General features: G+C 66.7%; 11 protein-coding genes. 5 read left to right on the plus strand and 6 right to left on the minus strand.

Features of this window, described 5'->3' with window-relative positions:
- Window positions 1–104 precede the first annotated feature (104 nt).
- Together EPO41_RS02125 and EPO41_RS02130 are read left to right on the plus strand one after the other, a co-directional pair.
- The gene (locus EPO41_RS02125; RefSeq protein WP_296319745.1) at window positions 105–527 is read left to right on the plus strand and encodes an OsmC family protein; all 423 of its coding nucleotides are present in this window, start codon (window positions 105–107) and stop codon (window positions 525–527) included.
- Between the two features lie 63 nt (window positions 528–590).
- Complete coding sequence (locus EPO41_RS02130; RefSeq protein WP_296319746.1) at window positions 591–935, plus strand: hypothetical protein; 345 nt, start codon at window positions 591–593, stop codon at window positions 933–935.
- A gap of 84 nt (window positions 936–1,019) precedes the next feature.
- On the opposite strand, the gene xth is transcribed toward EPO41_RS02130, so the two are convergent.
- From xth to EPO41_RS02145, 3 genes are read right to left on the minus strand one after another with little or no spacing between them, the layout of a single operon-like run.
- Complete coding sequence (xth, locus tag EPO41_RS02135) at window positions 1,020–1,790, minus strand: exodeoxyribonuclease III (protein WP_296319747.1); 771 nt, start codon at window positions 1,788–1,790, stop codon at window positions 1,020–1,022.
- Window positions 1,791–1,794: 4 nt separating this feature from the next.
- Window positions 1,795–3,651 carry an ABC transporter ATP-binding protein gene (locus EPO41_RS02140; RefSeq protein ID WP_296319748.1) on the minus strand — a complete coding sequence of 619 codons (1,857 nt, stop codon included), beginning with the start codon at window positions 3,649–3,651 and terminating at the stop codon, window positions 1,795–1,797.
- A gap of 37 nt (window positions 3,652–3,688) precedes the next feature.
- Window positions 3,689–4,069 carry a hypothetical protein gene (locus EPO41_RS02145; protein ID WP_296319749.1) on the minus strand — a complete coding sequence of 127 codons (381 nt, stop codon included), beginning with the start codon at window positions 4,067–4,069 and terminating at the stop codon, window positions 3,689–3,691.
- Window positions 4,070–4,142: 73 nt separating this feature from the next.
- Between EPO41_RS02145 and EPO41_RS02150 the strand changes: the two genes are divergently transcribed.
- Complete coding sequence (locus EPO41_RS02150; protein WP_296319750.1) at window positions 4,143–5,471, plus strand: histidine-type phosphatase; 1,329 nt, start codon at window positions 4,143–4,145, stop codon at window positions 5,469–5,471.
- Here the strand turns inward: EPO41_RS02150 and EPO41_RS02155 are convergent.
- The 3 genes from EPO41_RS02155 to EPO41_RS02165 form a co-directional block, all read right to left on the minus strand.
- Window positions 5,468–5,659: a hypothetical protein gene (locus tag EPO41_RS02155; RefSeq protein WP_296319751.1), complete on the minus strand. Its 192-nt coding sequence runs from the start codon at window positions 5,657–5,659 to the stop codon at window positions 5,468–5,470. The two genes, EPO41_RS02150 and EPO41_RS02155, sit on opposite strands and share 4 nt — an antisense overlap.
- A gap of 141 nt (window positions 5,660–5,800) precedes the next feature.
- Complete coding sequence (locus tag EPO41_RS02160; RefSeq protein WP_296319752.1) at window positions 5,801–7,669, minus strand: HWE histidine kinase domain-containing protein; 1,869 nt, start codon at window positions 7,667–7,669, stop codon at window positions 5,801–5,803.
- 23 nt (window positions 7,670–7,692) lie between these two features.
- On the minus strand, window positions 7,693–13,053 hold the full coding sequence (locus tag EPO41_RS02165; protein ID WP_296319753.1) for a HAMP domain-containing protein: 5,361 nt from the start codon (window positions 13,051–13,053) through the stop codon (window positions 7,693–7,695).
- Between the two features lie 276 nt (window positions 13,054–13,329).
- On the opposite strand from EPO41_RS02165, the gene EPO41_RS02170 reads away from it, so the two are divergent.
- Both EPO41_RS02170 and rpiB read left to right on the plus strand, forming a co-directional pair.
- Window positions 13,330–14,079 (plus strand): FadR/GntR family transcriptional regulator, encoded by a 750-nt coding sequence (locus EPO41_RS02170; RefSeq protein ID WP_296319754.1) that lies wholly within the window; start codon window positions 13,330–13,332, stop codon window positions 14,077–14,079.
- A complete protein-coding gene (gene rpiB, locus EPO41_RS02175) occupies window positions 14,076–14,522 on the plus strand; it encodes a ribose 5-phosphate isomerase B (protein ID WP_296319755.1) in 447 nt (148 codons plus the stop codon). Before EPO41_RS02170 ends, rpiB begins: the two co-directional genes overlap by 4 nt.
- Window positions 14,523–14,547: the final 25 nt, after the last annotated feature.

Here is a 14,547-nt window from a genome sequence, read left to right on the forward strand (position 1 = left end):
CAGACGATCCGGTCCCTGAGCGGCTCCCCCTATACCAAGGGAGGAATCGCTTCTGTCATACGGGCGGGGCATGGTGCGCCATCGACCACCCAAGGAGACGACAGATGATCCGCAAGGCAAAGGCCCACTGGCGCGGCACCGGCAAGGACGGCACCGGCGACATCACCAGCGATTCCGGCGTCCTGTCCGGGACGCCCTATTCCTTCAAGACCCGGTTCCAGGGCGAGAAGGGCACCAATCCCGAAGAATTGATCGCCGCCGCGCATGCCGGCTGCTTCACCATGGCGCTGGCGTTCCAGCTGCAGACCGCGGGCTTCACGCCGACCCTGCTCGAGACCGAGGCGGCCGTCTCGCTCGACCAGGACGGCGCGGGCTTCAAGATCAGCAAGTCGGCCCTCACCCTGGTGGCCGAGGTGCCGAACCTCGACCAGGCGACCTTCGACAAGCTGGCCGAGGCGGCGGAAAAGGGTTGTCCGGTCTCCAAGTTGCTCAATGCCGAGATTACGCTCCACAAGACTCTGAAGTAGTCTCCGGCCATCAAAACGGGCGCGCCGCTTCGAGCGGCGCCCCGCAACCGGGGGGAGATTTCGATGGTTCGTGCGTTGGCCTCTTTTCTGGCGTTGCTGGTCCTGCCGCTCGCCGCGGCTACCGCCCAGACGACGCTCAAGAAGGAAGATGCCGAGAAGATGGTGATTGGCCTCTACGCGATTTCCGTGGCTGTCGACACCTGCGATCTCGACATGACCAAGGATCAGGAAACGCGACTCGAATTCTGGATCGAATGGGCCGAGAAGCAGCTCGACATCGCCGACCGCAAGCTCGACAAGACTTACGACACGATGGAAAGGGAAGCGGAGAAGAACAAGAAGGACTTCTGCGAGAAGATGATGCCGATCGCCACGCAGGCCCTGAAGGAACTGCCGCCGGCGATGTAGGGCTGAGCAAGGCTCAGCCCGAGGAGCGGCAGGACATTGCCTTTGGCAATGTCCGGGAGCGCCGACGAAAGAACGACCACAGCGCTACTTTAGCTCGATCCACGCCGGCGCATGGTCGCTGGGACTGTCCCGCCCGCGTTCTTCCCGGTCGACGCCGCCGCGCACGAGGCGCGGGGCGAGATCGGGACTGAGCAGCAGATGGTCGAGGCGCAGGCCGGCGTTGCGCTCCCAGCGGTGCCGCTTGTAGTCCCAGAACGTGTACATCGGCTCGTCGGGATGGAGCGTGCGCAGGCTGTCGGTCCAGCCCTGCGCCAGCAGCTTCCCGAACGCCGCCCGCGGCGCCGGCTGGACCAGCGCATCGTCCTTCCAGGATCGCATCGAATAGATATCGAAGTCGCTCGGCACGACGTTGTAGTCGCCCGCCAGCACGACCGGCGCGCCGCTCTTCAGGAGCGACTTCGCGTGCCGCTGCAGGCGGCGCAGCCAGTCCAGCTTGTAGTCGAACTTCGGGCCGGGCTGCGGATTGCCATTGGGTGCATAGAGGCAGCCGACGACCAGCCCCTTTACGGCGGCCTCGATGTAGCGGCTCTGCACGTCGCTGCGATCGCCGGGCAGGCCCTTGCGCGTCAGGACCGGCTCGGACCTGCGCCCCAGGATGGCGACGCCGTTCCAGGTTTTCTGCCCCTGCCAGACCGCAGGGTAGCCCGCTCGCCGCAGATCGGCCGCGGGAAAGTCCTCGTCGGCCGCCTTCAGTTCCTGCAGGCAGACGATGTCGGGCTTGGCGCGCTTCAGCCAGGCGAGCAGGTTGGGCAGCCGCCTGTTCACATTGTTCACGTTGAAGGTGGCGATCTTCATGGTGCTAGCGATACCCCGCCGCCTGCAGCTCGAAGAGTTCGGCGTAGCGGCCCTGTTGCGCCATCAGCTCCTCGTGCGTGCCCTGCGCCTCGACCTTGCCCTCGGCGAGCACCAGGATGCGATCGGCCATGCGGACGCTGGAGAAGCGATGGGAGATCAGCACCGCGGTCTTGCCGCGGCTCAGCTCCTTGAAGCGCTGGAAGACCTCGAATTCGGCGCGCGCGTCCAGGGCGGCGGTCGGCTCGTCGAGGATCAGGACTTCGGCCTCGCGCATGTAGGCGCGGGCGATGGCGATCTTCTGCCATTCGCCGCCCGACAGTTCGACGCCGTTCTTGAAGCGCTTGCCGATCATCTGGTCGTAGCCGCGGGCTAAGCGGGCGATCACCTCGTCGGCCTGGCTGCGGTTCGCGGCGCGCGCGACCCTTTCGCGGTCGGCCCGCGCTTCGATCCGGCCGACCGCGATATTGTCGCCGGCCGGCAGGTTGTAGCGGACGAAGTCCTGGAAGATGACGCCCATGCTGCCGCGCAGCTCGTCGAGCCGGTAGTCGCGCAGGTCGCGGCCGTCGAGCAGGATGCGGCCCTCGTCAGGGTCGTAGAGCCGCGTCAGCAGCTTGACCAGCGTGGTTTTTCCGGCGCCGTTCTCGCCGACCAACGCCACGACTTCCCCGGCCTTCAGGGTGAAGGAGAGGTGGCGCACCGCCCAGCGCTCGGCGCCGGGATAGATGAAACCGACATCCTCAAACACGAAGCCTTCGCGGATCGGCTTGGGAAAGGGCAGGGGATTGGGCGGCGAGAGGATTTCCGGCTGGACCTCGAAGAACGAGAAGAGATCGTCGAGATAGAGCGCCTGGCCGGCCACCGAGGAGAAGCCGCTCAGCAGCGATTCGAGGAGGGTGCGCAGGCGACGGAACGAGCCCGCGAGGAAGGTCAGGTCACCGACGGAGAACTCGCCGGTCAGCGTACGCCAGGCGATGTAGGCGTAGGCGAAGTAGTAGCCGATCGTGCCGATGGTGGTGAACAGCCCGCCCCAGGCGGCCCGTCGCAAGGCGAGGCGGCGGTTGGCCTCGTAGAAGGACGCGGCGAGCCGGCGATAGCGGTCGACCAGGAAGTCGTGCAGGCCGAAGATCTTCACTTCCTTGGCGGTCTCGACGCTGGCCGCGGTCTGGCGGACATAGTCCAGCTCCCGACGTTCTGGCGTGCGGCCGAAGTCGAGTGAATAGCTCTTGGCGTTGAAATGCGCCTCGCCGAGGAAGGCGGGCACCAGCGCCACGATCAGCAGCACGATCAGCCACGGCGCGAAGACGATCAGGCCGGCGGCGAGACTGGCCACGGTGACGAGGTCCTGCGCCTGGGAGAAGAGCTGGCTCATCAGGGTCATGCGGCCGCTGGTCTGGCGGCGGGCGCGTTCGAGCTGGTCCTGGAACTCCGCATCCTCGAAATCCTCGAGGTCGAGCGTCGCGGCATGCTCCATCAGCCGAACGCTCGAGCTGGTGCTTACCCGCTCGGCCAGCAGCCCGTCGAGCAGGGACACGATACGGCCCAGCCCGTCGGCCAGCACCGCCACCGCGAACTCGGCTCCGAGCAGCAGACCGAGCCGGTTGAGATGGCCGCTGTCCAGCCATTGCTGCAAGGTCGCCGGCTTGTCGGGCAGCTGAACCAGCATCACGACGTCGTCGATGATCAGTTTGCCGATGTAGAGCGTCGCCACTGGCAGAAGGGCGCGCATCAGGCGCAGCACGATCGTGGTCGCCGCCAGGGGCGGGCTGGTGGTCCAGACCATGGCGAGGAAGGGCCGCAGGTTCCTGAGTGCGCCGACGCGCTCGCGGAACGAGCTGGCGCCAATCGTCGACGGTGACGGCATTCCGGCTCAACCCCGGGAAGCGGGCGCGGGTTCCGACTCAGTCATCCGGCAGGCGCTGCGCATCCAGCCATTGTCGTGCGAGGTGAAGCTCCCGGAAGATGGCGAGGGGCCGCCGCGCCGTGGCGGCTGCGGCGAAGGTCTTTGCCTGCTCGAAGCTGCTGTCCGAAGCGGCGACGATCGCCAGGGGCCCGACCTGGCCATGCTGGGCATAGAGCACCACCCGGGCGCCGAGCGCGCGCAGGTTTTCGTCACTCAGCGCCCCGGGCGTCTTCGTGATCTCGAAGATCTTGCGATAGCCCATCGCGCCGTCGGTGGTGATGCCGGCGAAATAGCGCTCGATGTCGCTGACCGTCACCGTGTCCCTGGCGACGGCGACGACGAGCCGGTCGGCATGCGAGATCGTCCACTGCACGGGCATGAGGGAATTCTAGCACGGAACGGATGACGGGCGGGACCCGGAGACGGCATAGTGCGGCCTCCGGGGGAGTATCATGAGCATCCGAGTCTTTACCGTCGTCCTCGTTGCCTCGCTTCTGGCTGCCTTGGCGCCGGCCAGCGCCGAGATCCTGCCGACGCCGCCGGGCTGGCAGATCGAACGGGCGATCCTGGTCAACCGGCACGGTGTGCGCTCGCCGACAGAGCCCAACGAGCAGCTCGACAGATACAGTGCGACGCCCTGGCCCACCTGGCCGGTCGAACCCGGCTTCCTGTCGCCCCGGGGCGAGGAGCTGTTGCGGCTGATGGGGACCTATTACCGTGTGCTGTACGGCGGGCGCGGGCTGGTCCAGGCGGACGATTGCCCGACCGTCGGAACCGTCGCGGCCTGGACCGATCTCTCTCAGCGGACACGCACGTCGGGCGCGGCGCTGCTGGCCGGCATGTATCCACGCTGCGCCAACCTGCCCCTGCGCAACCAGGCGAACTTCACGGTGCCGGATCCCCTCTTCAATCCGCAGCCCACCGCGTCCTGCCCCATGGATCTTGCGGCCAATCGCGCCGCCGTCCTTTCGCGCCTGGGGGGAAGCTTCGCATCGATAGGGCGCGACTACGCCGCCTCGATTTCCATGATGCAGTCGGTCCTCTGTCCGGCCGCCGCCACCAAGGGCGCCGGCGGCGGCAGTTGCGGCGAAGCCGGCATGCCGACCAGCATCGTGAGCGGCACAGAGGACGGGGTGCGGCTGCGTGGTCCGATCGGCTACGCCTCGACGGCGGCAGAGAACTTCCTCATGCAGTCGGCTGACGGCATGCCCAAGGATCAAGTCGCCTGGGGACGGCTCGCGCACGATGCGACGCTGCGCGAACTCCTCACGCTCCACCAGCTGGACCAAGATCTCACGCAGAAGACGAAACCCATCGCCCAGCAGCGCGGTTCGAACCTCCTCTCGTTGATCGGCTCGATCCTGGTCAACGGTCACAACTTCCCAGGCCACGCGGCCACCGGGCAGCCGGTGCGCCTGGGCTTCCTGGTGGGCCACGAGAGCAACATCCACAACGTCGCCGCCTTGCTCGACCTCACCTGGCAGATTCCAGGCTTCCTCCCGGGCGAAGCTTCCCCGGGTGGCGCGCTGGCCTTCGAGCAGTTTCGCGAGGTGAGGAGCGAAAAGCGCTACGTGCGGATTGCCTACTATACGCAGACGCTGGATGAGATGCGCCGTCGGGCGCCGCTCAACTACCGCGATCCGCCCGGCATGGTGCAGGTTGCGCTGCCGGCCTGTTCGGCGGACCTGGTGAACAATGCCTGCCCTCTCGAATCCTTTCTCAAGATCGTGAAGGCGGCTGTCGATCCCGGGTGCGTGACAGCGACGGCCGGCAATTACTAGCGATCGGATATCAGCCGTTCGCGGCCGAGTGCGGTGATCGCATCGCCTTCCGCGCCGGTTTCGATCAGCGCCAGGTGGAGGAGGCGTGCGCGATGCTCATCCGGCATCGACGGGGCCGTGCCTTCGGCCAGCGCACGCAGTGAGGCAAGAGCGGCCTGGGTAAGCGGCGCGATCAGGCCTTTGGGCATAGTTCGGATATCTCTTGCCATGTCTGCTATCACCTCCGTGTTGGACGGTGATAACGGCAGGGCGATGCGAAAGTTGACGGCGCAGACCTCGATTACGCCGGGAACCGCCCCGACTTCGCCCTGTTTCGCCGGCGGTGCCGCCTAACCTCTGCGCGCGAGGTGTGAGCGCGGCTCGAGCAACGACGCCAGCACCCGTTCCAGCGTCTCGGCTTCAAGCGGCTTGGCCAGGACGGGAACGTTGGCATAGCGCCGGTCGATGCTGTCGCGCTGGTATCCCGTGATGAACACGAAGGGGATGCCCCGCGCGATCAACAGGTCGGCAAGCGGATCGGCCAGTTCGCCCGCGAGATTGAAGTCGAGCAGTGCGCCGTCGAAGCGTTCGCTGCGCGCGGCGGCCAATCCGTCGGCCAGGCCACCATAGGGCCCAATGACGGTGGCGCCGAGGTCCTCCAGGATGCGCTTGGCCATCATGCCCACCAGCACCTCGTCCTCGACCATCAACAGCCGCCGGCCGGCGAGGCTGCGCGGCCGATGGCTCGGCGTCTCGCGTGGGCCTTCCACCAACGGCTTCTGCGCCGGCGCAGGGCCGACGATCTGGGCGCGTGGAATGGAGAGGCGGCAATGCAGGCCCTCCGGCCGCCAGTCGTAGAATACGCCGCCGCGGAACTGCGCCTCGATCGAGGAGCGCACGATCGACAGGCCGAATCCCAGCGACTTGGGCTCGACCGCCGGCGGCCCTCCCGTCTCGATCCAGTCGATGACCAAAGCCTGATCGTCGATCTTCCAGACGAGGCGAAGGTGGCCGTTCTCCGTCGACAGGGCGCCATACTTGGCGGCGTTGGTGGCGAGTTCGTGCACCGCGAGCGCCACAGCCTGCGCGGTTGCCGGCAGCAGCATGGCCGGCGGACCGCCGGACTCGATGCGCTGGCGGTGGTCGGTACGGTAGGGCGCCAGTTCCTCGTCGACGATCTGGCTGAGATTGGCGCCCTGCCAGCGCGTCGCCGACAGCAGATTGTGCGTGGCGGCGAGCGCATGGATGCGACCCTCGACGGTCGAGACGAACTCCGCGGTGCTCCTGGCCTTGGTGAGGCGCAACACCGACAGGACGACGGCCAGCATGTTCTTGGCGCGATGATCGACCTCGCGCGCCAGCACGAGCTGGCGCTCCTCGGCACGCTTGCGCTCGGTGATGTCGACGGTGACGCCGTTCATGCGCACGGCGATGCCGTCGGAATCGCGCGTGATCACGCCGGCCCCGTAGCACCAGCGGACCTCGCCGCTCGGCCGGATGACGCGGAACTCGACCTGAAACCGGCTGTCACCCGCTGCAACGATGGTGGCGACCGCGTTCTTCTCGCGGTCCTCGGGATGAATCATCGCTTCGATGCGCTCGACGGTGGGCTCGAAGGTGGCGCGGTCGACGCCGAAGATTCGATAGGGTCCGTCATCCCACTCGACGTGGCCGGAGGCGATATCGACTTCCCACGAACCCATGTCGCCGGCGCTGAGCGCGATCGACCGGCGCTCCTCGCTGCGGCGCAGCTGCTCGGTCTGCGCCTCGAGTTCGGCGGTGCGTTCGGCGACGCGCTTCTCGAGTTCCTCGTTCATCGCCTCGAGTTCGCGGGTCTTGCGATACAGCTCGATGAAGACGCGGACCTTGGCGCGCAGTACCTCCGGCACCACGGGCACCGTCACGTAGTCGACGGCGCCGATCTCGTAGCCGCGCAGATGGTCGGTCTCGGCGATCTGTACCGCCGAGACGAAAATGATGGCGAGCTTCTGGAAGCGCGGATGCTCGCGGATCATGGCGGCGAGCTGGAAGCCGTCGATCTGCGGCATCACCACGTCGATCAGCACGACCGCGACGTTCTCCAGCTTCAGCAGCAGTCCGAGCGCCTCGTGCGGCGAGTTGGCCTTCACGAGGTTCTCGCCCAGCTCGCCGAGGATGACCTCGTAGCTCAGCAGCTTGGCCGGCTGATCGTCGATCAGCAGGATGTCGACCTTGTCCATGGGGGCTGGTGCCTCGGCCAAGATCAGCGATGCAGCCAGAGGCGCAGCGCCGAAAAGAGCTGCTCGGTGTTCACCGGCTTCGCGAGATAGTCCGACGCGCCGGCCTCAAGACATTTTTCGCGATCACCCTTCATCGCCTTGGCGGTCAGCGCGATGATGGGCAGACGGCGCAGGGCCGGCTTGCTGCGGATCAGTGCCATGGTCTCGTAGCCGTCCATCTCGGGCATCATGATGTCCATCAGCACGATCGACACGTCGGGCGAGGATTCGAGGATCGAGATGGCTTCGTGGCCGGTCGTCGCCGTCAGCACCCGCATGCCGCGCCGCTCCAGCGCGCTCGACAGGGCGAAGATGTTGCGCGCGTCGTCGTCGACAACCAACACGGTGCGGCCCGCCAGCACCTCGTCGGAACCGTGCAGGCGCTCCAGCATGCGCTGCTTCTCCGGTGCCAGCGCCGCTGCGGCGTGGTGCAGGAACAACGAGGTCTCGTCGAACAACCGCTCGGGCGACGCGGCCCCCTTGACCACGATGCTGCGCGCCATCGAATGCAGCCGGCCTTCCTCCTCGGCGGTCAGGTCGCGGCCGGTGAACACCACGACCGGCAGGTCTGCGAGTGCCGGGTCGGCCTGGATGGCCTCCAGCACCTCGAAGCCCGACATGTCGGGCAGGCGCAGGTCGAGCACCATGCAGTCGTGCCGTTCGGTGCGAAGTCCCGCCAGCGCTTCCTCGCCCGAGGCTACCGTCGTGATCTCGACGTCGGGATGATCGAGCAGGGTCGCTATGCTCAGCCGTTCCCCTTCGTCATCCTCCGCGATCAGGAGCCTCTTGCGACGCGGGCGGACGTAGTCGTTGATGCGCGCCAGCGCGGCGTTCAGCCCTTCGCTGGAGGTGGGCTTGCTGAGATAGGAGAAGGCGCCGCGCGAAAGGCCCTGTTGCCGGTCCTCGTCCATGGTGAGGATCTGCACCGGGATATGGCGCGTCTCCAGTGTCCGCTTGAACTGGCTGAGCACGTTCCAGCCCAGCATGTCAGGCAGGAAAACGTCGAGCGACATGGCGACCGGCTTGTACTGCAGGGCGAGGTCGAGCGCTTCGGCGCCGCGCGAGGTCACGACCGCCTTCAGCCCCACCGCATGGGCGGCGTCGACCATGATGCCGGCATAGTTGGGGTCGTCCTCCACGATCAGCAGGGTGCGATCACCGGGCTGCAGCTCGTGGCGGTCGTCTGGGAACTGGTCGGCGAGATGCTCGGGCAGCGCCACGATCGGCAGGGGCTGCGCGCCCGGTCCCTGGGCCGGCTGCCGCACGGCGGTGCGCGGGCCGGTGTACATCATCGGCAGGTAGAGCGTGAACGTGCTGCCGACGCCGGGCGTGCTGCGCAGGGTGAGTTCGCCGCCCAGCAGGCTCGCCAGCTCGCGGCTGATCGCAAGGCCGAGGCCCGTGCCGCCATACTTGCGGCTGGTGCTGGCGTCGGCCTGCTGGAAGGCTTCGAACACGATCTTCTGTTTCTCCGTCGGGATGCCAACGCCGGTATCGGTCACCTCGAAGGCCACCACCGAGCTCGCCTGGTTCAGCGCAACATTGTCGGGGCGCCAGCCGGCCGTTACCGGTACGGCGCGCAGCCTCACGCTGCCCTCGGCGGTGAACTTCAGGGCATTGGACAGCAGGTTCTTCAGGATCTGCTGCAGGCGCTTGGAATCCGTGACGATCGAGCGGTGGAGGTGGGGATCGGCCTGGACCTCGAAGGTGAGGCCCTGAGATTCGGCCTGGTGGCGGAATGGCCGGGCCACTGTTTCCAGCACGTTGGCGAAGTAGATCTCCTCGGCATCGACGGTGACGGTGCCGGATTCGATCTTGGAGAGATCGAGGATGTCGCTGATCAGGTTCAGGAGATCGGTGCCGGCGCCATGGATCGTGCGGGCGAACTCGACCTGCTTCGGCGCCAGGTTGCCCTCGGGATTGTCTGCGAGCTGCTGGCCAAGGATCAGGATCGAGTTGAGCGGGGTCCGTAGCTCGTGGCTCATGTTGGCCAGGAATTCCGACTTGTAGCGCGACGTCAGCGCCAGCTCCGACGCCTTCTCCTCGACGGCGCGGCGGGCCTGCTCGATCTCCTGGTTGGCGCGCTCGACCTCGGCGTTGCGCTCGGCGAGCTGGGCGGCTTTCTGCTCGAGCTGTTCGTTGGTTTGCTGCAGCTCGCCCTGCTGGCTCTGCAGCTCGCCGGCGAGCTTCTGGGATTGCTGCAGCAGGCTCTCGGTCTGCATCGTGGCCTCGATCGAATTCAGCACGATGCCGATCGACGCGGTGAGTTGCTCGAGGAAAGCGACCTGCAGCTCGGTGAAGGTGCTGAGCGAGGCCAGCTCGATCACCGCCTTGACCTGGCCTTCGAACAGCACGGGCAGAACGATAAGGCTCTTCGGCAAGGCGCTGAACAGGCCCGACGCAATTGGCCGCGCTGCGTCCGGCATGGTCGAGATGTGGATGGGCCGTCCATCGGCGGCGCACTGGCCGATCAGGCCCTCGCCGACCCGCAATGTCTCCGGATGTCCGTTGCCCACCGCATCGGCATAGACGGAAAGAAGCCGCAGCCGGGCCTTGCCGTCGTCCACGGTTTGATAGATCACCGCCTGATGGGCGTCCACGAGCGGCGTCAGTTCGCTCAGGATCATGCGGCCGACGGTGCCGAGATCACGTTGGCCCTGCAGCATGTTCGTGAATTTGGCGAGGTTGGTCTTCAGCCAGTCCTGCTCGGTGTTGCGCTCCGTCGTGAGACGGAGATTGTCGATCATGGTGTTGAGCTTGTCCTTCAGCTCGGCCACCTCGCCCAGCGCGTCGACCTGGATCGAGCGCGTGAGGTCGCCCTTGGTGACGGCGGTCGCCACCTCGGCGATGGCGCGCACCTGGGTGGTGAGGTTGGCGGCCAGCAGGTTGACGTTGCCGGTCAAGTCCTGCCAGGTGCCGGCGACGCCGGGGACCTGCGCCTGACCTCCCAGCTTGCCCTCGGTGCCGACCTCGCGCGCCACGCGGGTCACTTCGCCGGCAAAGCCGTTCAGCTGATCGACCATCGTGTTGATGGTCTCCTTCAGCTGGAGGATCTCGCCGCGCACGTCGACCGTGATCTTCTTCGACAGATCGCCCGTGGCCACGGCGGTGGTAACCTCGGCGATGTTTCGGACCTGTGTCGTCAGGTTCGCGGCCAGCAGGTTCACGTTGTCGGTCAGGTCCTTCCAGATGCCGGCGACGCCCGGCACCTGCGCCTGGCCGCCGAGCTTGCCCTCGGTGCCGACTTCGCGGGCGACGCGCGTCACTTCGCCCGCGAAGCCGTTCAGCTGATCCACCATTGTGTTGATGGTGTCCTTGAGCTGAAGGATCTCGCCGCGCACATCGACGGTGATCTTCTTGGACAGGTCGCCCGTGGCGACGGCGGTCGTCACCTCGGCGATGTTGCGGACCTGGGTCGTGAGATTGGCGGCCAGCAGGTTGACGTTGTCGGTGAGGTCCTTCCAGGTGCCGGCGACGCCGGGCACCTGCGCCTGGCCGCCCAGCTTGCCTTCGGTGCCGACCTCGCGGGCCACGCGCGTCACTTCACCGGCGAAGCCGTTCAACTGATCCACCATCGTGTTGATGGTGTCCTTGAGCTGCAGGATCTCGCCGCGCACGTCGACGGTGATCTTCTTGGAAAGATCGCCGTTGGCGACCGCGGTCGTCACCTCGGCGATGTTGCGCACCTGACCGGTGAGGTTGGTGGCCATGAAATTGACGTTGTCGGTGAGGTCCTTCCAGGTGCCGGCGACGCCGGGCACCTGCGCCTGGCCGCCGAGCTTGCCTTCGGTGCCGACCTCGCGCGCAACGCGGGTCACTTCGCCGGCGAAGGAGTTGAGCTGATCGACCATCGTGTTGATGGTCTCCTTCAGGCGCAGGATCTCGCCCGAGGCATCGACGGTGATCTTCTTGGACAGGTCGCCGCCCGCCACCGCGATGGTGACGTCGGCGATGTTGCGGACCTGGGTGGTGAGATTGGCGGCCAGCAGGTTGACGTTGTCGGTGAGGTCCTTCCAGGTGCCGGCGACGCCGGGCACCTGCGCCTGTCCACCGAGCTTGCCCTCGGTGCCGACCTCGCGGGCGACGCGCGTCACTTCACCGGCGAAGCCGTTCAGCTGGTCGACCATCGTGTTGATGGTCTCCTTGAGCTGCAGGATCTCGCCGCGCACGTCGACCGTGATCTTCTTGGACAGATCGCCACGCGCCACGGCGGTGGTAACGTCGGCGATGTTGCGCACCTGCGCCGTCAGGTTGGTCGCCATCGAGTTGACGTTGTCGGTGAGGTCCTTCCAGGTGCCGGCGACGCCGGGGACCTGCGCCTGGCCGCCCAGCTTGCCTTCGGTACCGACTTCGCGCGCCACGCGCGTCACTTCGCCGGCAAAGCCGTTCAGCTGGTCGACCATCGTGTTGATGGTGTCCTTGAGCTGAAGGATCTCGCCGCGCACATCGACGGTGATCTTCTTGGACAGGTCGCCGCGCGCGACGGCGGTGGTGACGTCGGCGATGTTGCGCACCTGGTCGGTGAGGTTGCCGCACATCGCGTTGACGGAGTCGGTGAGGTCCTTCCAGGTGCCGGCGACGCCCGGCACGATGGCCTGGCCTCCCAGCTTGCCCTCGGTACCGACCTCGCGCGCCACGCGCGTCACTTCCGAGGCGAAGGAGCGCAGCTGGTCCACCATCGTGTTGATGGCTTCCTTCAGCTGCAGGATCTCGCCGCGCACGTCGACGGTGATCTTGCGCGACAGGTCGCCATTGGCCACCGCGATGGTGACGTCGGAGATGTTGCGCACCTGGGCCGTCAGGTTGTTGGCCATCGAGTTGACGCTCTCCGTCAGCTCGCGCCACACGCCCGTCACTTCGCTCACCTTGGCCTGGCCGCCCAGCTTGCCCTCGGTGCCGACCTCGCGCGCCACGCGGGTCACTTCCGACGTGAAGACCGAGAGCTGCTTGATCATGGTGTTGACGATGGTGGCAGCGCGCAGGAACTCGCCTTTCAGCGGCCTTCCATCGACATCGAGCCGTACCGTCTGCAGCAGGTCTCCCTGCGCCACGGCGCCGATCACGCGGGTCACTTCGGTCGTGGGCCAGACAAGGTCGTCGATCAGCGTGTTGACCGAGCTCTCCATCTCGCCCCAGGCGCCCGCCGACAGGCCAAACTTCACCCTCTGCCGGGTGCGGCCCTGTTCGCCGACCGCCTTGCCGATGCGCTCGAGCTGGCGCGCCATGCTCTCGTTGCCGGCCGCGATGTCGTTCACGACGGCGGCGATCCTGCCCAGCGTGCCGTCATGGTCGCCGGTCAGGCGGGCAGAGAAGTCGCCGCCGCGAACAGCTTCGAGCACGGCCAGCAAGTCGCGAAGGTCGCTCGAGGGCGGTAGGCCCCGCCGCGATGAAGGAGGGGCGGCAGTCGGCCCATTGGCCAGTGAAGAGCCAGCGTCGGCGGTCATCTTGGTGAGCCCCCCATCTTATGGGAGCGCAGCGTGAGGATTTATTTCGGTTCCGCTGGAACCCGTTCCACACGCGGTCACACCTCCCGCAACGGTTCATAACGCCGATCGCTGCGCTGGGTTGCATGGAATGCAGCTCTTATCATAGAGTGGTCAGACCACGGACTGACCAAGGTGGAAATGCTCGATATCGTCCGCCAGGACAATGAGGAACCGTCGACCGGCGCCGGCCGCGTCTTCACCTTCTTCCGCGACCGACTCCTGTCGGGCGAGCTGAAGGCGGGCGATCGGCTGCTGGGCGAGCGCGAGCTGGCGCTGGCGCTGGGCGTTAGCCGGCCGGTGCTGCGTGAGGCGCTGCGCTCGCTCGCCATGCTGGGCCTGCTCGACATCCGCCACGGCCGCGGCGCCTACGTGCGCTCGGCCGATGCCTCGGTCCTGGGGCAGGCGCTGACGCTCTGCCTGGCGCCCGAGCCCAACATCCTCGACGACGTCCTGCAGGCCCGCATCGCCATCGAATGCCAGGCCATTCGGCTGGCCTGCCTCAGGGCCAGCGAACGCGATCTTCAGGCCATCGCAGCCCTGCTCGATACGCTGGTCGATTCGCTCGACGATCCCGAGCGCGGTGGCGGCACCGACTACGCGTTCCATCTTGCCATCGTGCGGGCGAGCGGCAGCGGCGCCCTCATGAAGATCTACGAGGCGATCTCGCCGCTGCTGATGCGCAGCCATGTCGAGCGCCGCCGCGACACGTTCCGAGAGCCTGCGATCACCTCGGGCCTCGTCGATGCCCATCGCCAGGTTTTCCTGGCGCTGGCGGAGCGGAACCCCGACGAGGCCGAACGGCGGCTGCGGGAGCATTTCGCGATCGGCGACGGGCTGCGTCGCAACAACCTGATCTCCACCTATCAAAGACAGGGCATGGATACATGAAGATCGTCGTCGGATCGGATCACGCAGGCTTTCCGATGAAGGCCGAACTGCTCGCTTTCCTGCGCGAGCGCGGACACGAAGTCGATGATGTCGGCTCCTACGATCCCGACCCGGTCGACTTTCCCGACATCGCGCGCAAGGTCGCGGCGGCGATCACCTCGGGGAGGGCCGAGCGCGGCCTGATGGTGTGCGGCACCGGTGTCGGCGCCTCGATCGGCGCCAACAAGATGAAGGGCATCCGCGCCGCGGTGTGCCACGACGTTCATTCGGCGCACCAGTGCGTCGAGCATGACGACGTCAACGTGATGTGCATCGGCGCGCAGATCGTCGGTCCCTGGCTCGCCAAGGACCTGATCGCGGCCTACCTCGACGCTAAGTTCTCGACGGCGGAGGAGTTCCGTCGCCGCGTGGCCAAGCTCGCAGAGATGGATGCGGGCCGCTAGAGTCCGGACAACAACGAAAAGAGAG

The organism is Reyranella sp. (assembly GCF_004297265.1).
Taxonomy (GTDB): Bacteria; Pseudomonadota; Alphaproteobacteria; order Reyranellales; family Reyranellaceae; genus Reyranella.